Below are 20718 nucleotides of genomic sequence, written 5' to 3' on the forward strand. Positions count from 1 at the left end.
ATGAGTATTGAACAGAGAATCAAAGAGGCAAATGGAAGATTGCAGGCTAATAGCTACAAGCTAAAAATAGAAAAAATTGGCAATAAATTGATTTTAAGAGGCATACTACCACCAAAGCCAAACTCAGGTAAATATATTTATCATCAGCAAAGAATTAGCATTGCTTCTGCTAATTTTGAAGGCGTTAGACTGGCTGAGAAGAAAGCTAAAAAAATTTCTATTCAACTAGATAACAAAGAGTTTGACTGGGCTGATTATCTCGATATCGAAAGCTTAGTCAAACCTAAAACTATTGGTATGTGGTTAGAAGCATTAGAGAAAGATTATTTTTCTAGACGCGCCAAAAATTATAAATCTGAAACAACTTGGTATAAAGATTACGAAATTGTTTTTAGGAATTTAGATGTTGATAATAAGTTAACACCTGAAATTATCAAGCAAGTTATTCTCTCAACTCAGCCGGATAGCAGAACTCGCAAAAGATACTGTTTGGCACTAGGAGTTTTAGCTAGATTTGCCGGAGTCGAGTTTGACCCATCCTTGTACATGGGTAACTACAGTCCCAAACGAAGGAAACCGCGTGAACTGCCAACAGACAAACAAATTAGCGAGTGTTTTTTAACAATTGACAATCCTAAATGGCGTTGGGTATTTGGAATGCTAGCCACTTATGGCTTGAGGAATCATGAAGTGTTTTTTCTTGATTTAGATGACCTCAGAGACGGGAACAAGGTCTTAACAGTTTTAGATGGTAAAACGGGATTTCGTCGGGTTTGGCCTTTTCACCCTGAATGGATTGATCAGTTTGATTTGACATCAGTCAAAATGCCCCAAATCAATTTAAACCGAACTAACACGGCTATCGGTGGCACAGTTAGCCAACATTTCCGACGTAATCAACAAATTCCGTTTAAGGTTTATGACCTTCGCCACTGTTGGGCAATCAGAACTTTAGAGTATGGCATCGATGTTTCATTAGCCGCACAACAAATGGGGCACAGCTTACAGGTACATTCAACTCTTTATCACACCTGGATTACTTCGGCTGTCCATCAACGGGCTTTTGACTTGGCGCTGCAAAAGAGCGATCGCCCCAAACCACCTCAAATTTAACAATCATAATTTTTGGTTATCAAAACCAGTGGAGTACTACTGGTCTTTTTTGCGTGAAAACCTGATGTAATAGCGTCTCTTAATCCGCTGGTTCTGAGTTCGAATCTCAGGTCACCCACCTCTGATGAATTTTTCAACTATCTCAATAGCGATCGCATTTTGGTTGTAGTGAAGAGAATGCGATCGCGTTTTAGTATTTGCGTACTACCAATTACCAACGCTCTAACACCATCCAGAGCAATCTCACCACTCATTTATATCAACCTGCCGACATTCTGCTACTATTGACTGTCTTATTTCTTCTGCTTCAACATCACTTAAAATGCCTGCAAATTTGGCGAGGGGATGAATTTTGCGTGTAGCTTTTACTCTATTTAAACTGAACTTCCCCCTGTGCAAATGTACTAAACAGACCTAAAAGGCTTGTATTGCTTTGGATACAGGCTTTTGTTGGAGAACGCTTGTACCCATGTAATTTAAGATTATTTTTAGATTATAGAGGGCAATAAAATCGGACAATTGTAGACATGTATATAGAACGTGTCCCTAACAGAAACTCTCCTCCTGCCGTACTACTTCGCGAGTCGTATCGTGAAGGAAATAAAGTCCGCAAACGTACCCTAGCAAACCTCTCAAAATTACCTGATTCGGCTGTAAATGGGTTGCAAGTTTTATTGAAAGGAGGAGTGGCAATTGAAAGCTTGCCATCAGCGTTTAAGATCATCCGTAGTCGTCCTCACGGTCATGTGGCAGCAGTATTGGGAAGCTTAAAAAATATTGGTTTGCATAACCTAATTAGTGAAGAAAATACCAGGGAAAGAAGATTAGTATTGGCGATGATAGTAGCGCGGATCATCGACCCACGTTCAAAGCTAGCCACAGCCAGAGGACTCAGCGATGAAACATGCTTCTCTAGCATTGGAGAAATATTGAGGCTAGAAGGCGCAGATGAAGACGAATTATATCAGGCAATGGATTGGTTGCTGGACAAACAAGAAACAATTGAAAATAACTTGGCAGCCAAGCATCTAGCCGAAGGAACATTGGTTCTTTACGATGTATCGAGTAGTTATTTCGAGGGAAAAACTTGTCCGTTAGCTCAGTACGGTTATAACCGTGATGGCAAAAGAGGTAAATTACAAATAGTATTTGGATTACTTTGTAGTCAAGAAGGCTGTCCAATAGCAATAGAAGTATTTTCCGGGAATACTGCTGACCCAAAAACATTTACTCTTCAAATCAAAAAACTTAGAGATAGATTTGGTATCAAACAGGTAATTTGGGTTGGGGATAGAGGAATAATTACTTCGACAAGTATTAAAGAAGATTTGAAAACAGCAGGTTCAGTAGACTGGATAAGTGCTTTGCGTTCGACTCAAATCCGTTCTCTGGTTGAGCAAGACAGTATTCAACTATCTTTATTTGATGAACACAATCTCGCTGAAATATCATCTGATGATTATCCAGGAGAAAGGCTGATTGCTTGCCGTAATCCTATCCTGGCAGCAGATAGAGCCAAAACTAGAGAAGAACTATTGCAAGCAACACAAAAAGAATTAGACAAAATTGTGGTGGCGACAACTAGAGAAAAACGTCGTTTAAAAGGGGAATCGAATATTGGCTTGAAAGTTGGACAAGTTCTCAATCGTTACAAGGTAGGGAAGCATTTTAGCGTAGATATTCAAGCGGATAGTTTTAGCTATGAACGTAATGCACAAAGTATTGAACGCGAAGCTGCACTTGATGGGTTATATGTGATTCGTACTTCTGTAAAACCCGAAGTTTTAGGAGCCAAAGAAACTGTTAAGACTTATAAGAGCCTTTCACAAGTTGAACAAGCTTTTCGCAGTTTTAAGACCGTTGATTTAAAAATACGTCCTATTTATCATCATACAAGTCAAAGAGTTAAAGCACATGTGTTTTTATGTATGTTAGCTTATTATGTCGAATGGCATATGCGAGAAGTTTTATCTCCAATTCTTTTTGATGAAGATGATTGGGAATCCGCTGAACTCAAACAAATATCTGTTGTTTGTGCTGCTCAAAGTGATAAAACTTTAGCTAAAGCTCAAACCAAACGTACTGAAGATAATTTGCCAGTTCATAGTTTCCAAACTTTATTAGCTGATTTAGGCACTATTGTTAAAAATCAAATCCAATCTACTCTTCAGGGAGCTAGTGACATCATTTTTGACAAGATTACTGAACCGACTCAATTACAACAAAAAGCTTTAGATTTGCTTGGCGTTTCCTTGATTTGTACCCAGTAAACCCGCAACTAAATTCTTGAAATCCCTTGCTATGCATTGCATACAACTTTTGTCAAAGGGGGAAGTTCAGTTTAAAAAATCTAGCACTGACTGAACTATATCATCGGGAGCTTGTTCTATTTCCTGAATCAGTTCTTCACGATTCGTCATACATTCAAATGCTATGGACTTGTTGTTTTAAGTTTAGTACTATTTTGAAAAAAGAATGCCATAGATGAATGGGGGCACGGCAGTGCCCATTGGTGTCAACTTAAGCTAAAAACTATATAGGGCGGGCGTTGTACAAATACCTCGCGCCCTCATCCCCTAACCCCTTCTCCCGCAGGAGAAGGGGAACTAAATCTCTGGCTCCCTTCTCCCCGTGGGAGAGGGGCTGGGGGTGAGGGCGAAACCTTGCACAAGAGCGGATTTCACTTTAAATTGATACCAATGGATGCCTTGCCCCTACAATCTGTCGCGTTCTTTTTTCAAATTGGTATAACTAATATCTGCTGATCAAGCTTTGCTTATGTATTGATACCCGTGAGGGTATCAAATACTAATTAATGAGTTTGTGAATATCAAGGTCAAGCTTTTAAAACCACATTGAAGGAATTTAAATAGCCATTAATGGTTTTAGCTAAACCGTGGCGTTGTTTTCTGGTAGTTATTGCCATCACTTGATACAAGCGCCCTTCAGCAAAATACATTCTACTTTTAGTGACTTTACCACCAGAATTGATATACTCAATTTCTTTTCCTGGGTGACCATTTGTACTACGAATATCTCGTTGGCTAATTAAATTGCTTTTCGTAGTTTTTAAAGCCAAATCTCTAGCATTATTCAGTACGGCTTGCGGGTTTGCCAATTCACCATAACTATAGGGGAAATCATTATAAGTAACTACATAAGCTACTTCCTGTTTTGGTGGTTGAGCGATAAATATTTCTAGGTTGATTTTCCCCATATAGGTTTTTTGCGATTGAGTATCTCTTTTGGGGATTCCTGGCATTAACACGCTAAAGCGTCCATCTGGGCCTGTATACACCTTCCATTGTGGCTGCACAGGTTGAGTAACTGTGGCTTTAGCGGGAGTAACCTTTGGCTTGGGTTGACTTGCATCTACCAACAAAGATCCGCTACACACAAGTGTGGCGGCAAATAAGGGCAATAAAAATTTGATTGTCATAGTTTTTGCTTCAGAGATGCGGATATCACTGATGCTGCTAGTACAGCAAAGCGGAAATAAAGTTCAGATTCAAAAGACAACAAAAGCTGATAAAGCAAGCCTTGGGAAATTTGAATTTTGAATGAAAGAATTTTAAATTCCGCCTAGTGGTACTAGCTGTTATAACCTAGCTGCATATAAAGCAGCACCAATTAGTCCTACTTGTTGGTTGAGAATAATATATATCGGTATTTCTTCGAGGAGAGAACGCATCCTACCTTTTTGGGTGAAGTTTAACAGGAAACTACCCTCTTGCATTAAAGGCAGAATTTTGGGAGCAATACCACCAGCAATATACAACCCGCCATAAGGTAGAAGTTTAATGGCGAGATTTCCGGCTTCTGCACCATAAATTTCCACAAATAATTGTATAGTTTGTTCCGAAAGGCGATCGCGTTTTTGTAGGGCAGCAATACCAATAGTTGCAGCTGGATCGACACTTTTCTCTAGCTTTCCTGCCTCTTGTTCCCAGGTTCTCACAATTTGAGCGATATCTGGTGATTCCACAGCAACTTTTTGATCGCGCAAAAATTGGTAAATCGAGACGATTCCCAATCCAGAAACTACCCGTTCTACAGAAACGCGCTGGATGTCATGTTTATCCAGCAAGTATTTCATCAGTCGAAATTCTAACTCGTTACGCGCCGCAAAGTCGGCATGTCCACCTTCTGAGGGAAAAACCTGATAATGTTCTCCCTGCTTAATTAAAAAGCCTTGTCCTAATCCCGTACCAGCACCAATAATGGCAATCGGTGCTTCGTGTTTTGGCTTCCCAGCTTGTAAAGTCACCAAATGTTTGCTGTTTAAGCCAAAAATGCCGTAACCTACGGCTGCAAAGTCATTAATTAGCGAAACCGAAGCAATTCCCAGTTCTTGTTGTAGACGTTCGCTATCCAAATACCAAGCTAAATTTGTCAGCTTGGCAGTATTATGAACCACTGGCCCTGCGATCGCAAAGCAAGCCTTTTGTGGTGTTGCGGACTTGGCTTTAACGAGGAACTGCTGAACTATAGGCACTAAATCAGGAAAATCCTGACTGTGAAAAGTTTCCTCATAAATATTGCGTAAAGCCTGTGCCTCTGCTGACTCCGTAATTCCTGGTGAGTCTGCTATTTCACTCAACCGCAGAATAGTTTTTGTGCCGCCAATATCTCCCGCTAGTAATAATGTCATAAAACTTATCAGTAAATTAGTAACTTTCTCAGTAAATGGCAATGTATCTAGATTAGCGGAAGCGAGGATTTTTAAATCCTCTTAGGGATTTAAACAAATCGAATTACTTCCTCTACTTCCATTAAATGAGAAGTATCGCCCTTCAGCTCTAACAACCATTCTGAGTCTTGAAGCACTACTTTTACTAAAGAACATAAAGAAGCTTTAACTTCAGCTTGAGCAATTTCTCCTACTAAACCCATAGCTGCCCCTAATACAGAAGCACCATGCCCTACTAATAAAATGTTCTGTGGGTAATTTTCCACTGCTAAACATCTAGCTGTTTGTCCCGAACGTGCCCTTACTTGTTCTTTAGTTTCGGGATATTTGGCAGCAATCCGTGGCGTATAACTCACATCAATTCTGGGGAATAATTCTGCTAATGCTGGCGTTGACAGCCTTTGTGGTTCTTCTGTCATCCAAGCAGGATTTAGCCATTCACTCAAACCAGTTTCTAATTTAATCGGTAAATCTAGCGCTTGAGCAACCGCATTGGCTGTTTGCACTGTTCGCAGAAAAGGAGAAGCGAAAATCTGACTGATTTTCTCTTGTTTGAGGCGGTTAGCTAGCTGCTTGGCTTGAATAAAACCATCGTCAGATAAAGGTGGATCGTAGCGTCGTTCAGCAGTGAGGAACCAATCAGGGTTAACGAAGTCGAGGCGGTTAGCGTGTCTTGCAATCCAGATAATTTGGCTCATAGATTTAGTAATTTATGCTAATAAAATTCGCATCTATACAAAGATAGATACTTAACAATCAGGCTAACAATCTAAATATATGATAAATATTGTAATCTTTTGTAAAAACTTAATTCATACCAATTCAAATAATGTTTTCGACAAATCAATGTATTCTAGAGGGCAAGGCAGTGCCTTGCCCCTACAATCTGTCGCATTCTTTTTTCAAATTGGTATCACTTGCAGAAGATTAAAGATGTATCAATTTTTCTTACAAGCAAGAACAGAGAATAGTTCCCATGAAAAATTGTTACCCTTATGTATAGAAAAGGGATAATAGAGATAGAGAAATCACAAGATAAATTAATTACTTTTGGCTCAAGAATTAGCAATCAGAAGTGTTTACAAGTAAGAGCTAAGAAGAAATTTTAATTTTTATACACGCAATATTAGCCTGCGATTTGAGCGTCTTCACAAGCTCCGTTACAATCAATAGAGATAATAATTGTATGACCGCCAAATAGCTCACCATCATCATAAAAAAGGTCGGCACTACCGTCAGTATTAATATGAACTGATACCAATTTTATTAGTTCTATAAAAGTTAAGCAGTCAATTTCTGTACCATTATTCCAGTGCTTATTATATCGTTCTAGAAGTTGGTTAGCTGCAAAACGGCGAAGATTGATTTCTTGTGCTTGAATTCTGGTAAAAGAATGGCAAGCAGGTATTTCTGTATCGTCAATATCAACACTCAAATTTACAATATTGCCTGGGATAATTTCAACTTGATTAGACCACCATTGAAGCTTACTATTCCAAACTAATTCACCTAAAATATCATTTTGAATTTTTTGTTCAGGCATTGGCTATTGCTCATTATTCTATAGCTTTAACCAGCCAAATAATTGCCCTACAGTCAATTGAAAATTTTTCACTAATTCTGGAACTGGTAATATTTCATCTTCTTCTTGTAAAAGTAGTGGTTGCTGTTTTGGAGGATAGACTAAAACAGATTTTTCATCTGGATCTAGTAGCCAACCTAAACTACTACCATACTTAAGACAATGCAAAATATTGCCTGTTACTTTCGTTTGACTTTGGTCAGGTGATAAAATTTCAATTGTCCAATCTGGATACGCCTCAAATACATTTGCTATATCTCCGCTTGCATCCAAAGGAATTCTTTCCCAAGCAAACACAGCAACATCTGGAATAATTGAACGTCCGCCAAATGTACACCGCAATTCAGGAAAAGCTAGGGCAATTTTCTGAGGCTTTACCAATGCATTGATAGAACTGACTAGTTCACCCTGAAGTATACTATGTTTTCCCTGTGGCATAGGTTTTGGAATAACTTGTCCATTAATATATTCACTAGCTGGCTTCGTTTCTGGGAGTTTTAAAAACTCCTCTAGAGTCAGGGTTTTAGTTGGTGAATGTACCATATATTTTGACCTCCCAAATCTTTACCCTAAATAAGCTTTTTTAACTTGCTCATCTGTCAATAATTCTGAAGCTGCACCTGTTAAAGTAATAGAACCAGCTTCTAAAACATATCCTCTATCAGCAATTTGCAGAGCTAAATTAGCGTTTTGTTCTACTAACAAAATTGTTACACCAGTAGCGCGGAGATTTTCAATAATAGTAAAAATTTCTCTAACAATTGCAGGGGCTAAACCTAAGCTAGGCTCATCTAAAAGCAGGAGTTGTGGTTTACTCATCAAAGCACGAGCGATCGCTAACATTTGTTGTTCGCCACCGCTAAGAGTTCCTGCTAGTTGATTGCGTCTTTGGGCTAACCGAGGAAATAACTCATATTGACGCTGAATATCTGCTTTAATCCCTGCTTGATCGTTACGAATATAAGCACCTAATAATAAATTATCTAAAACTGTTTGCCTTGCTAACACCCTCCGTCCCTCCGGACAATGGGCGACACCTAATTTCACCACCTCATAAGCTTGGCGGCGAGTAATATTTCTGCCACTATAAATAATTTGACCGCTTTTAGGATTGACAATTTTCGAGATAGCGCGGAGAGTTGTAGTTTTACCTGCACCATTCGCACCAATTAAGGTAACTACTTCACCTTTTTTAATTGTCAAATTGATATTTTTTAGCGCTTGAATACCGCCATAATTAACATCAAGGTCTTTAACATCTAAAATCGTAAAATCTTCTTTATCATTTACATATCGGCGTTCATCTGCGTTCATCTGCGGTTAAAATCCTCATGCATTTCCCAAATAAGCTTCAATTACTGCTGGATCATCCCGCACTATAGCTGGTTCACCCAAAGCAATTAATTGTCCAAAATCTAAAACAGCAATGCGATCGCACAATCCCATCACTAAGGGTACATGATGCTCAATCAGCACAATCGTTAAGTTGAAGCGTTCCCTGAGATTGCGGATAAATTCGCTGAGTTGCTGCTTTTCGCTGGGGTTCATTCCCGCTGCTGGTTCATCGAGGAGTAAGATTTGCGGTTCTAAAGCTAAAGCGCGGGCGATTTCCAAGCGACGTTGATCGCCATAAGCAAAGTTTTTGGCTTTTTCCTGGGCGCGATCGCTTAATCCCACCATCTCCAATAATTCTAAAGCCTGTTGTCTACTTTTAGATTCTTCACTTGGTGCGGGTGGTAATCCTAAAACCCCTTTAATCATACTACTGTTAGTATGTAAATGCCTGCCAACAATCACATTTTCTAAAGCTGACAGTTCACCAAACAGGCGAATATTTTGAAAAGTCCGCGCAATCCCTAAACCTGCTATTTTATGTGGACGGAGTTGCGAAATATTTTGATTTTGATAAATTAATTCTCCACTCGAAGGCGGAATTAAAGCAGTAATCAGATTAAATAATGTAGTTTTACCTGCGCCATTAGGGCCAATTAATCCAAAAATCTCGTGTTTTTTGACTGCAAAAGATACATTATTGACAGCCACTAAACCACCAAATCGGCGAGTTAAAGATTTGGCTTCTAGGACAATACTATTGTTATCGGCTGTTTGCATATTTAGAGATTAGGAGCTATGAACTAGTTATGATAATTAAAAATATCTGGTATTTTGAGCATATTTTATTGCACGTTTATGCATCAATTTTTTGCTTCTTTTGCAACTTGCCTTTTTTAAAAATATCTGGTGTCACCAAACCTTGAGGGAAAAAGATTGTTCCCACTACAATCAGTAAACCAAAAATAATTAATCTCCCGTCTCTGAGGAATTGTGCTAACCAATTTGGTAATCCCCCTGTATCAGCTATTCCTCGGAGAATTTCCGGTAAAGCTGTAAATACCATCCCGCCTACCACTGAACCTAAGAAAGTTCTGGAACCACCAATTAATACAAAAGTTAGGTAGATAATACTAGCATCAAAAGTCCCTTGCCTAGAATTCCAAGTATTGAGGAAATGAGCGCTAACTGCACCAACCACACCTGCCAAAATTGCACCTAATGTAAATGCTAAAACCTTGTAGTATGTAGGGTTAATTCCCATTGAACCGGCTGCTAATTCATCCTCTCTAATTGCAGTAAATGCCCTACCTACCTTAATCCGTTCCAGACGGTAAAACATTACCATTGCAATTATTAGTAATGGCAAAGCAATCCATAAATATTCGATTTGGCTTTGGAAGGGTTGAGGGATACCAAAAATTCCCACAGCGCCACCTGTAATTTCCAAATTAAGGGAAATAACTCGCAGAACTTCTACAAAAGCAATTGTGGCGATCGCTAAATAAATTCCTCGCAATCGTAACGCGGGAATTCCCACAGCTACGCCCAATAAACCGGACACGACACCAGCAATTAACATTTCTAATAATAATAGCGGGATAGGAAATGAACTATTATTAGATGCAAAAACTGTGGTAGATAAAATAGCAGCAATATATCCACCTAAAGCATAAAATCCAGGGCTAGCTAAGGATAATTGTCCAGTCATTAAAGGGAGATAAAGTGATAGCCCTAATAATGCCCCTAATACCATAGAGACAATTAACGAAGCGTAGGTTGAGAGAAATTCATTGGGAAACATTGTAATTATGCTGTTAGTACTTGCTCTGCTGTCAAGGTGAGTTCGGGAAAAGTCGCTGATACGATTATTTCAGCACCTCTAAATTGAGTACGTTGGTATTTGCCATTAGCATCTAAGAGAAAAATAAACACAGTCGGAACTTTAGGATTACCTAAATATTCTCTTAGCCCAATTGCTAAATAATCAACAATCCAATATTCTTTGATACCCAACCGTTGATATTCATCCAATTTATCAATGTAATCATCTTCCCAATTTGTTGATGTTACTTCTACAGCTAACTGAATAGGTTCTTCCAGTGCTGAATAAGCATTGCGATTTGCGCGCCATATATCTTTATTGATGACGCTGACATCAGGTTTCCGTCCTTGTTCTATGCCTTCCGCAGTTCTAGTTTTAAATACTGCTGTGTTTTTGACTACATAATTGAAATTCAGCCGTTTAATTTCATCTTTGAATGAATCAGCAATGAAATCGGCAACATCATCATGATTTCTAGTTGAACGCACTTCTACAATTTCTCCATTCACCAGTTCATAAAAACCCTCTTCTGAGCATTGTTCAAGAAATTGCTCAAAAGTTAATTTCTGTTTAGTAAATGTTGTCATACAGTATTTAAACCTTCTGAATAAATCGCCGTCCGAGTAAACCTTGGGGTCTAACTAATAGCATGACAAACAAAATTGCAAATGCGACAGCATCTTTATAACCAGAATATTCACCAGGAACAAATGCTTCCACTAAGCCAATAACTAAACCGCCTAGTACTGCACCGGGAATACTACCCAAACCGCCTAAAACAATAACTGCTAAACCTCTTAAACCAAAAGCAATACCAAAGTAAGGCCCCGCAATACTCACACTAGAAGCGACTAAAGTTCCCGCCAAACCTGCTAAAAAACTGCTGATAAAAAATGTCAGCACAATAAAGCCATCGGTATTAATTCCTAACAAACTGGCGGTAGTTGCATCTTCTGCGATCGCCTGCATTGCCTTACCATATTTAGTACTGTTAATAAAATAGGTAAGAATTGCCACAATCACTACAGATACCGCAAAAATCACTATCTGGACGCTACGAATGGGAATTGGGCTTTCTGGGCTACCAAAATTAATCGAAGCAGGTAAACTTCCGTAAGCATCTGCGGGGAATGTATAACTTTCCGCACCTACTAAATATTGGATGAGGTTAACTATTACCACCGCCACACCCAAGCTAGAAACTACCGTGAGTAAGGGGTCAGAACCTTTACGGCGCAAGGGTTGGAAAGCGATCCGTTCCATCGCGATCCCCACCAAACCGGCTATACTACTGCCCAAAATTAAGGCGATCGCAAATGGTAATTTTATTGGTAGGGTAGCATTCGCGAGTAAGCCATTAAATCCAAAGGTACCACCCATGAGTGCATAAGTGAAATATGCACCCAGAGTAAATATTGCACCATGAGCTAAATTGATGATGCCCAAAATCGAATAAACCAGGGTATATCCTAAGGCGAAAATTGCATAAACGCTGCCAATGGATAACCCATTTAAAAATTGTTGTAGGAACAGAGTCAAAGTCATAAATTAACTATTTCAGAAATGCAAATTTACCCTGACTACCATCTTTATCCATTTTGATTTGGGCTACATAAAAATCTTTCTGCACAACTTCACCTACAGGAGTAAAAGCAATTTCTCCGAGTGGGGTATTGTATTTTCCAGCTAGTATCTGTTTATTTAATTCATTCCGCAATTGTGGCAAGGCTAATTTATTCACTTTGCTGTTTTTATCTACAGCTTGGAGTGCTTCTACATAAACTTGGACTGCGGCAAAAGCTTGGGCACTAAATTGCGGTGGTTCTTTTTTAAATTGTTCAGTATAGGCTTTACGAAATGTCGAGTTAATTTCACTAAGGTGTTCTGGGCTATATGCTTGAGCAATTAATACACCGTCACATAGTGCTTTACAAACTGGGAAAATGTTAGAAGTGTTCATTCCATTCCCACCAACAATTAAACCTTTATAACCTAGTTCTCGTAGTTGTCTAACTAAATTCCCACCATCCGCAGCTAAACCAGAAATAATTACTAAATCAGGTTTCAGGTTAATCGCATTTGTGGCTTGGCTTTGAAAATCTGTATCGCTAGTTTGGAATTTTTGGACTGTTACTAATTCTAAACCCTGATCCTTAACAGTTTTCTGAAAAATTTCTGTTTCTGACTTACTAAATGCATCATTTTGGGCGAAGAAAACAGCAACTTTTTTAATGTTAGGATTTTGCTTGAGTGCTGCTTTTATAGAATTAGGCGCTACCACAGAAACAGGCGCAGAAACACGCGCTACATAATCACCAATTTCGGGAATTTTGTTAGCAGTATTCGAGGCTGCTAATACTGGTACTTTAGCACGCTCGGCAACAGGGTCAGCACTAAAGGCTTGCTGTGATAAAGTAGGGCCAACAATACCGACAACTTTATCTTTATTAATTAAAGTTTGAAAGGCATTAATTGCTCCTGCTTCATCACCGCTAGTATCTTGAAACACCAATTTAATTGGAGTGCCGTTAATACCACCTTTATCATTAAAATACTTTTCAGCAATTCTCGCTCCAGCAACTTGTTCTTGACCGAGTAACGCTACATTGCTAGTTTGAGCAAAAGCAATACCAATAGGAATTGCACCTGATGAGTTTGTTATTGAGCCAGTATTATTTGCAGTCTGAGTTGGGGAAGTATTGCCTACATTTGTAGCATTATTACCACCACCACAGGCTGTGAGGAGCATGGTAACACTGGCTAAAAATGTAGTTGTTAAAGCACCAGATTTTTTCATGGATGAAAAATTATGTCTTTTGGAATCCTCTTTATTTGACCACAGGGAGATGCAGATTCCAATAGTAATATGTTCAGTTTTGCCAATACCCCAGTCAGCTACCGGCGAAAAGCCTCAGTTTGCTTACACCAACTTTGCGTGTATAGCGATATAGCGATGATATTATTTTGGGTAAGCTAAAATGCATTTGGTGTTGCATATTCTTTGCTTGAGACTGTTATTTGTCCTTGTTAATACAAAGGGCAAATAACAAAGGGCAACCTTAATAATTGTTTATACAATGAATGTGGATTTTAGCTGATTATTTGTCTTTATGAAAACCTGCGATTTCTGCCAGAGTATACAGTGGTCTTTCTTTTACCTCTTCATAAATCCGCCCAATATATTCGCCCAAAATACCAATACTAACTAATTGCACTGCGCCTAAAAAGAAAATAGCCATTAATATAATGGCCATTCCTGTTAAAGGAGAATGGGGTTGAATCAGTCGCCAGTACAAAACCATCACACTCATAAATAGTGAAATTAGCGCAGCGAAAAAGCCCATATAAGTTGATAGGCGTAGCGGTACTTTAGAAAAAGAAACGAGTCCATTAATAGCTAATGCTAGAGATTTGCGAAATGTATATTTCACATCACCTGCAAACCTGGGATCTCGCTCAAACTTAATAGCTATTTGATTAAAACCAACCCAAGCACGCAATCCCCGAATGTAGCGATTGCGTTCTGGCATTGAATTTAATAAGTCTACAACTTTACGATCTAATAAACAAAAATCCCCGGTATCTGTGGGAATATCTACATCTGCAAGTTGTTTGAGAATGCGGTAAAAAGCATAGGCTGTAAAGCGCTTAAACCAGCCTTCTTTGCGGCGTTGGATGCGTTGGGCATAAACAATTTGATATCCTTGTCGCCATTTTTCCACCATGTCTGGAATTAACTCTGGTGGATCTTGTAAATCAGCATCGAGAATCACAACCACCTGTCCCCGCACATAATTTAGCCCTGCTGTCACAGCAATTTGATGACCAAAATTTCTCGCCAAACTTAAGTAAACCACACGCGGATCTTTTTGATGTAAATCGCGCATCATTTGTAAAGAGCGATCGCGGCTACCATCATTGACCAAACATAACTCTACCTCACCATCCATCCGATCCATCACCTGGGAAATGCGACGATACATTTCTTCTATATTTTCTTCTTCGTTATAAATCGGTACTATAAAAGAATACTTAGGTAGCATACAAATCCGGTTTGATTCCTGAAATTACTTGCTTAGAAAGGGAACAGGGAACAGAGAGTTGGGAATAAAGGTTTACCTGAATTCCATCATGTAATTAAGGTTTGCGACGAAACGGAAAACTACGACGACGGCGATACCAAGTAGATCCCGCAACTAGGATTCCCAGCAAGGCTAAAGCACCAATCAGTGGTAACACTTCTCCGGTGCGGATGGCTTTAATGCCAGAACTACCCAGCAAAACAAATGGTAATATCCCTGGTACGGTTCCTAAAGCTGTACCAATTAAGTAATCTTTAAAGCTAACTGAAGTCAAACCAGCAGCAAAATTCACCAAACCATAGGGCATAATCGGCACTAGGCGAATGGCAAACATATAATAAACTCCGCCTGCTTGCACTTCTGCATCAATTGCTTGCCAACGTCCAGCCAGTCTTTTAGCAACCATATCATGCCCAATTGTCCGGGCAAATACAAAAGAAGCGATCGCGGCCACAATTGCTGCTACACTTGTCCAAAATGTCCCCAGCCAAGGGCCGAAAATTGCTCCCCCAGTTAAATTCAGGGCTGTGGAAGGCAAAACTAGAATTGTAGCAACCACATAAATCACAACATAAGTTACAGGTGCCCAAATTCCAGAGTTTTTCAACCACGACTGAATCAAGGCGGGATTAATTCCCCCTAAATAATAGGCTGTTGCGCCTGTAGCCACCAAACAAATCACAAACAATAAAATAAAACTAGTTTTAAAATTGAGCATCAATCAACTAATCCTAATACTTCACAGTTCATACTTCTCCTGCGGAGACGCTACGCGAACAGCCTTAAGTTGACGTAGGGATGTAATTGCTAAGACTAAAACACTCAAGGTTATTCCTAAAACAGCATAACTTGGTAATGTAAATATAGTTACTTTTAAAATGTAAGGTAACTCACCTTTTTTCCATTGCCAATTGTTGGCTAAAGAGGTAAGTAACCAGCCATTAATAAACTTTGTTTGTATGAACAGGCAAGCAATTCCTCCTAACCAAACAGATATTCTCCCCCATGAAAATGAACTATACCTGATTTGAAACAGTAAATCGTTGATTAAAAAAACCACAGCAGGTACTAACATTACAGAACTAGTCGGCTGTGAATAGCTAATAGCAATACTTAAGCAGAAAATTAGTGCTATTTCCGATAAGAAAATAGTTTTTGACCAGGCAGTTTGCAATTGTTTTTGATACCAATACCAACATCCTAAGCCCAGTAATACCAAAACAATTAAATCAGAAAATAGTTTGGCTAAGAACGTGTTATTCGGAAAAAATCTCGGGCCGACAACTCTTAAATCGATGCGGCTAATCGAAATATAAGGATTATTTGATGGATCGTTCAGCCACAAAGGAACTCCACGCGCTGCATCTTGAAGAAACTCTGTTACAGAATTACCTGTCAATACTAAACCGATAATTCCCAGGAGACTGGCTGTAATCAGACTGGTTAAAACCAAAGAAAACCGTCTTTTCAACAACAAATAAGGAATAAATAATATAGCTAAAGTTGGTTTAAAAAGGGCAATACCTAAACAAAATCCACCTGCAATATTGCTATCTTTCTTAGCAAAAATCAACATCCATAATAAAAGTACTGCAATAAAAGTAGCAACGTTACCAGTTTGCAAATCAAAAATTAAGCCAAAGAGCAAGGCAACTGCAATGGTACAAATGTTTCGCAAAGCAGGCGATCGCGACTCTAAAAGTATATTTGCTCCCCATAGCAGCAATCCGATGGCTATTAAATGCATTACCGTCCAGATAGTAAATGCAGTATTAATCGGAAAATAACCAAGAAACCAAATTAGGGGAATAATATTAGGTGGATAAACAAAAGGAGGAATAGAACCACAGACTTTTGTGAAAGTACAAAAACCCTGTTGAAAAATATCTAGATTAAAGGGACTTAAATGCTGATGAGCTAACTTACTTGCTGTGTAAAACCATTTGAAATCCCAGAAAGGTGGATCTGATTGATTGAGTAAATAAACTAACCAACCTGTATAAATAACTAATCTGCTAACTAACAATACAATCACTGCTTGTAAAGCAAAATTAACTATCGGTTGCCGACAAAATTTGATTAATTTACGGAGAAAACCGTTTTGTAAAAAAATTGAATCTTGCCAGAGGATTTTTTCATCATCTAAACGCCAATTATGTTTGAGTACTAAAGCTACTAACATCACAATAATTAGATTCCAAAATCCCAAGCTAATCATAAAATATTGAATTGGACAATTATTTTTTTACATATTTACACTGTAATCTTTAGTCATATATCATACATCAGTAAAGTTGCTAGCAATTTATAAAAATTTGCCGTTCGTGATTAAACAAATGTCAGACTCTTTTGTCAGGGAAACTTCTTAGCCCTTATTTTTTAACCCTCTACTAAAGCGTTCCATAAAGCGACGATCAAGCCAATCTTTCCAAAACCACAATAGTTGATGAGGTGGTAAGGTAAATGCACCTCTAGTTGCGATCGCTTTTCCATCTCCTGTACCAAGTAAACTCAAATATTGCTTCTGGGGTATATAGCGTTGCAGAGGCTTACCTTGTAAAAACCGCCGCAAATTCTTAAACAAAGGCTTACCTTGACGTACAGCAAATACCCCAGCTTTAGGACGGGTATGATTCACCATTGTGGCAATGTCACCTGTGGCAAATACATGAGGGTGGGTAAGCGATCGCAATGTATCATCCACTAAAATAAAGCCTTGCTCATCAGTTCCCAAGCCAGTTGTTTTTAACCACTGTGGTGCAGATGCTTGGGTTACCCAGAATATTTTGTTGTACTCTACTGTTAACCCTGAGTCACATTTAATTTGCAAAATATCTGGATTTCTTTTCTCTGTTAAAGGTGTAACTTGAGTGACAGTTTCTCCTAAATGTAGTTTTATCCCCCGTTGGGTGAGAATTTGCTGAACTAACTGCCGCACTGAGTAATGATGCTTAGGCATAAGTTCGCGATCGCGCTGGAATAAATGAACTTCCAGCATCCCCAACTGTGACACAATCTGCTGTAAATGTGCTTGCATCGCCAGCGCCAACTCTACACCCCCAGCACCACCACCTGCGATCGCAATCTTGATCGGTTTTTGAGGATTTTCTTTGACATTTTTGAGGAATTCATCCCAATGTTCTAATAGTTTTGATACTGGTTTCGCTGGTATCACATATTCTGCACCATCTGATACAGATATTTTGGCTGGTGTGCTGCCAATATCAACAGATAAAATATCAAATTCTATCGGTGGGTGGTTGGCACAAATTACTCGATTATTTTGCAAATCTAATCCTACAACTTGGTCAATATATAATTGTGCTTGAGCAAATTTAGCTAATTGTTGTAAGTCAATATGGCATTGCTCGTGGTTGTAGAAACCAGCAATATGTCCTGGTAACATTCCTGAATATGGTGTATCTGAGTTCATAGTAATCAAACTTAAATGCACACCAGGTAGAGGTTTCATACCAAACATCTTCAACACAATTGCATGGCTGTGTCCACCACCAATCAATACTAACTTTTTCAATATAGGCTTTTTATTTGGCTGCATTTGCTTAGTTTCGTATTTGTCTAATCTAAAATCTAAAATCCAAAATTGATTGACCGGAAATTAAGCTACCTAATTACCCTTCTCTGCTGGTCTCAATTAAATTTATTCTGAAGAAATAATTTACTAGGTTTACTACGTATAGCAATCTGACTCAATTACTCAAAATACTTATCTAGAAAGAGAAAAGGGAATAAATAAGCAGGAATAATGGTATATCTAGATTTGAAAAAAATACATATGATTCCTAATATATATTACTGATTATTGCTAAATTAAAGCAATTAATAGCATTTTGAAAGATTAGTGATATAATGTCATAGCAGTTATATTGTTTTTTATCTGAATATTTAATTATTCAAAATTATCTTGGGTATGTTAAAAGTATTTGTAACTGCTTACCAAAATGCCAAAAATTGGAATACTAAAAATATCAGTTTCTTAGAGAGAATCTTTCTAGCGATAAGTAATAATCAACAAAACATTTTAACAAATACTAATATTTCTAACAAAGAGAGTTTCAAATTAGCAATTGAACAACTTGAGCAAGAGAACTTAGAAATTAGTTTAGCTGTATTTGATAATTTAGCCAAAATTGCCCAAGCAGATCCCAAACTTCACTGGCAAATAATGAAAGCTCTAACTAATTTTGTGCGAAATAATGCTTCTAGTTTGCCTAACACAGAAATTAAAAGCAATACCGCCACAATACGTGCAGATATCCAAGCAGCTTTAACAGTTATTGCTAACAGAAATCCTCAACAAGATTTAGAAAATGAGCAACTAGATTTGAGCCATACAAATATCAGTGGGGTTAAACTTGCTCAAGCAAATTTAGCACAAACAAACCTTTACCAAACCAATCTCTCTGGTGCTGATTTATGTAGTGCTAATCTGCAAGGAGCAATCCTCAGTGCAGCTAATTTATCTGGGGCTAACCTCTCCGGTGCTAATCTAAAAGAAGCAATTCTCAGCGCAGCTAATTTATCTGGTGCTAATCTTGCTGGAGCTAATTTACAACGGGCAAACTTCTATTTAGCCAAGCTTAATGGCGCAATTCTTAATGATGCCATAACCACTGGGGCAAACTTCCGAGATACAGAATTTTCCCAGGTTATCAACAATCAAAGCATATCAAATTAAAACCACAGATAAAAACCGATAAAAATCGATGAATATCTGTGGTTTGATGTTTTTAATGGTCAAGAGTCAAGAGTTATTTTCCCAATTACCCATGACCCATGACCCATTACCATTTCCCTAGACAGTCGTAATGTCCTTTTCTTTTTCTGCCAATAATTCGTCGATTTTGGCAGTATATTTGTTAGTTATTTTTTGCAGTTTATCTTGTTGGTCTCTAGCTTCATCTTCAGAAATTTCTGCGCTTTTTTCCTGTTTGCGAATAGAATCTAAAGCATCGCGGCGGATGTTGCGAATACCAACACGACCTTCTTCTGCATACTTGGCAGCAATTTTGACTAATTCTTTACGGCGATCGCTTGTCAAGGGCGGTATATTCAGCCGAATTACAGAACCGTCGTTGCTGGGGGTTAAACCCACATCTGACAGGGAAATTGCCTTTTCCACAATATTCAAGCTACTGCGATCGTAAGGTTGAATGAGAATGGTTGAGGCATCAGGTGTACTGATATTTGCCAGTGATTTTAAGGAAGTAGGCGTACCGTAATACTCTACTAATACCTTATCTAGTAGGCTGGCATTGGCACGGCCAGTACGAATTGTGTTAAAAGCCCGTTGAGTTGCCTCAACAGTCTTTTGCATATTACTCTCAGCTTCAGCTAATTTCACAAGAACCTCCCACAAGGGTGCCGATCGATTCTCCCATGACTGCGCGGTGGATATTACCTCGCACCGTTAAGTCAAATACAAGAATCGGGATATTATTTTCTTTACACAAGGCAATCGCGGTAGTATCCATTACCCGCAAATCTTGAGCCAAAACATGGGCGTAGGTGAGGCTGGTGTAACGTTTGGCATCAGGATAGACATGGGGGTCAGCATCATATACTCCGTCTACCTTGGTGGCTTTAAAAATCACTTCTGCGTCGATTTCTGCGGCTCTTAACGCGGCAGTAGTATCAGTCGTAAAGAAGGGATTTCCAGAACCAGCGCCAAAAATAACCACCCGCCCTTTTTCAAGATGACGGATGGCACGACGACGAATATAAGGTTCAGCTAATTCTTGCATAGCGATCGCTGTTTGCACGCGAGTCTGTATCCCCATGCGTTCTAACGAATCTTGCAGCGTCATGGCATTCATTACCGTGGCAATCATTCCGATGTAGTCAGCGGTTGCCCGATCCATCCCCGACGAAGCCGCTTTCACGCCTCGAAAAATATTGCCGCCGCCAACGACGATCGCGATCTGAACGCCAGTGGCTACCACCTCTCCTACTTCTTGCGCTATTTCCTTGACCACTTCTGGATCAATGCCATAGCCCATATTGCCCATTAAAGCTTCACCGCTCAGTTTAAGTAAAACCCGTCGGTAATTCGTTCCCATGAAGTTACGCTTTG

At 38.9% G+C, this 20718-nt stretch carries 20 protein-coding genes; 3 read left to right on the forward strand and 17 right to left on the reverse strand.

Features of this window, described 5'->3' with window-relative positions; genetic code table 11:
• Both AACU25_RS31330 and AACU25_RS31335 read left to right on the forward strand, forming a co-directional pair.
• Positions 1-1113: a site-specific integrase gene (locus tag AACU25_RS31330; RefSeq protein ID WP_096582365.1), complete on the forward strand. Its 1113-nt coding sequence runs from the start codon at positions 1-3 to the stop codon at positions 1111-1113.
• A gap of 527 nt (positions 1114-1640) precedes the next feature.
• Complete coding sequence (locus tag AACU25_RS31335) at positions 1641-3383, forward strand: IS1634 family transposase (RefSeq protein ID WP_096573917.1); 1743 nt, start codon at positions 1641-1643, stop codon at positions 3381-3383.
• A gap of 566 nt (positions 3384-3949) precedes the next feature.
• Here AACU25_RS31335 and AACU25_RS31340 read toward each other — a convergent pair.
• From AACU25_RS31340 to AACU25_RS31410, 15 genes are all read right to left on the reverse strand, one after another.
• Positions 3950-4552 carry a hypothetical protein gene (locus AACU25_RS31340; RefSeq protein WP_096582367.1) on the reverse strand — a complete coding sequence of 201 codons (603 nt, stop codon included), beginning with the start codon at positions 4550-4552 and terminating at the stop codon, positions 3950-3952.
• Between the two features lie 159 nt (positions 4553-4711).
• Positions 4712-5764, reverse strand: coding sequence for a glucokinase (locus AACU25_RS31345; protein WP_096582369.1), 1053 nt, complete (start codon positions 5762-5764; stop codon positions 4712-4714).
• Positions 5765-5853: 89 nt separating this feature from the next.
• Positions 5854-6501, reverse strand: a complete 648-nt coding sequence (locus tag AACU25_RS31350; protein WP_096582371.1) for a histidine phosphatase family protein — start codon at positions 6499-6501, stop codon at positions 5854-5856.
• A 428-nt stretch (positions 6502-6929) separates the two neighbouring features.
• Entirely contained in the window at positions 6930-7346 is a 417-nt protein-coding gene (locus AACU25_RS31355; protein WP_096582373.1) for a DUF2262 domain-containing protein, read from the reverse strand.
• Positions 7347-7364: 18 nt separating this feature from the next.
• Positions 7365-7928: a Uma2 family endonuclease gene (locus tag AACU25_RS31360; RefSeq protein ID WP_096582375.1), complete on the reverse strand. Its 564-nt coding sequence runs from the start codon at positions 7926-7928 to the stop codon at positions 7365-7367.
• Between the two features lie 21 nt (positions 7929-7949).
• Positions 7950-8699, reverse strand: coding sequence for an ABC transporter ATP-binding protein (locus tag AACU25_RS31365; RefSeq protein ID WP_096582377.1), 750 nt, complete (start codon positions 8697-8699; stop codon positions 7950-7952).
• A 15-nt stretch (positions 8700-8714) separates the two neighbouring features.
• Positions 8715-9497: an ABC transporter ATP-binding protein gene (locus AACU25_RS31370; RefSeq protein WP_096582379.1), complete on the reverse strand. Its 783-nt coding sequence runs from the start codon at positions 9495-9497 to the stop codon at positions 8715-8717.
• Positions 9498-9573: 76 nt separating this feature from the next.
• Positions 9574-10521, reverse strand: coding sequence for a branched-chain amino acid ABC transporter permease (locus AACU25_RS31375; RefSeq protein WP_096582381.1), 948 nt, complete (start codon positions 10519-10521; stop codon positions 9574-9576).
• Positions 10522-10526: 5 nt separating this feature from the next.
• A complete protein-coding gene (locus tag AACU25_RS31380) occupies positions 10527-11129 on the reverse strand; it encodes a Uma2 family endonuclease (RefSeq protein WP_096582383.1) in 603 nt (200 codons plus the stop codon).
• A gap of 7 nt (positions 11130-11136) precedes the next feature.
• Positions 11137-12087 carry a branched-chain amino acid ABC transporter permease gene (locus AACU25_RS31385; protein WP_096582384.1) on the reverse strand — a complete coding sequence of 317 codons (951 nt, stop codon included), beginning with the start codon at positions 12085-12087 and terminating at the stop codon, positions 11137-11139.
• A 7-nt stretch (positions 12088-12094) separates the two neighbouring features.
• Positions 12095-13339, reverse strand: a complete 1245-nt coding sequence (locus AACU25_RS31390) for an ABC transporter substrate-binding protein (protein WP_096582386.1) — start codon at positions 13337-13339, stop codon at positions 12095-12097.
• A gap of 301 nt (positions 13340-13640) precedes the next feature.
• A complete protein-coding gene (locus AACU25_RS31395) occupies positions 13641-14585 on the reverse strand; it encodes a glycosyltransferase family 2 protein (RefSeq protein ID WP_096582388.1) in 945 nt (314 codons plus the stop codon).
• Positions 14586-14679: 94 nt separating this feature from the next.
• Positions 14680-15342 (reverse strand): TVP38/TMEM64 family protein, encoded by a 663-nt coding sequence (locus tag AACU25_RS31400; RefSeq protein WP_096582389.1) that lies wholly within the window; start codon positions 15340-15342, stop codon positions 14680-14682.
• Between the two features lie 21 nt (positions 15343-15363).
• The gene (locus AACU25_RS31405; protein ID WP_339382119.1) at positions 15364-16806 is read right to left on the reverse strand and encodes a glycosyltransferase family 87 protein; all 1443 of its coding nucleotides are present in this window, start codon (positions 16804-16806) and stop codon (positions 15364-15366) included.
• Positions 16807-16989: 183 nt separating this feature from the next.
• Entirely contained in the window at positions 16990-18183 is a 1194-nt protein-coding gene (locus AACU25_RS31410; RefSeq protein WP_096582393.1) for an FAD-dependent oxidoreductase, read from the reverse strand.
• Between the two features lie 372 nt (positions 18184-18555).
• Between AACU25_RS31410 and AACU25_RS31415 the strand changes: the two genes are divergently transcribed.
• Positions 18556-19323, forward strand: a complete 768-nt coding sequence (locus AACU25_RS31415; protein ID WP_096582395.1) for a pentapeptide repeat-containing protein — start codon at positions 18556-18558, stop codon at positions 19321-19323.
• A 117-nt stretch (positions 19324-19440) separates the two neighbouring features.
• Here AACU25_RS31415 and frr read toward each other — a convergent pair whose 3' ends face one another.
• Positions 19441-19989 (reverse strand): ribosome recycling factor, encoded by a 549-nt coding sequence (gene frr / locus AACU25_RS31420; protein WP_096582397.1) that lies wholly within the window; start codon positions 19987-19989, stop codon positions 19441-19443.
• Positions 19976-20704, reverse strand: coding sequence for a UMP kinase (gene pyrH, locus AACU25_RS31425; protein WP_096582399.1), 729 nt, complete (start codon positions 20702-20704; stop codon positions 19976-19978). The genes frr and pyrH overlap by 14 nt, the downstream gene beginning before the upstream one ends.
• Between the last annotated feature and the right edge of the window lie 14 nt (positions 20705-20718).

This window comes from Tolypothrix tenuis PCC 7101 (assembly GCF_963874875.1).
GTDB lineage: Bacteria > Cyanobacteriota > Cyanobacteriia > Cyanobacteriales > Nostocaceae > Aulosira > Aulosira tenue.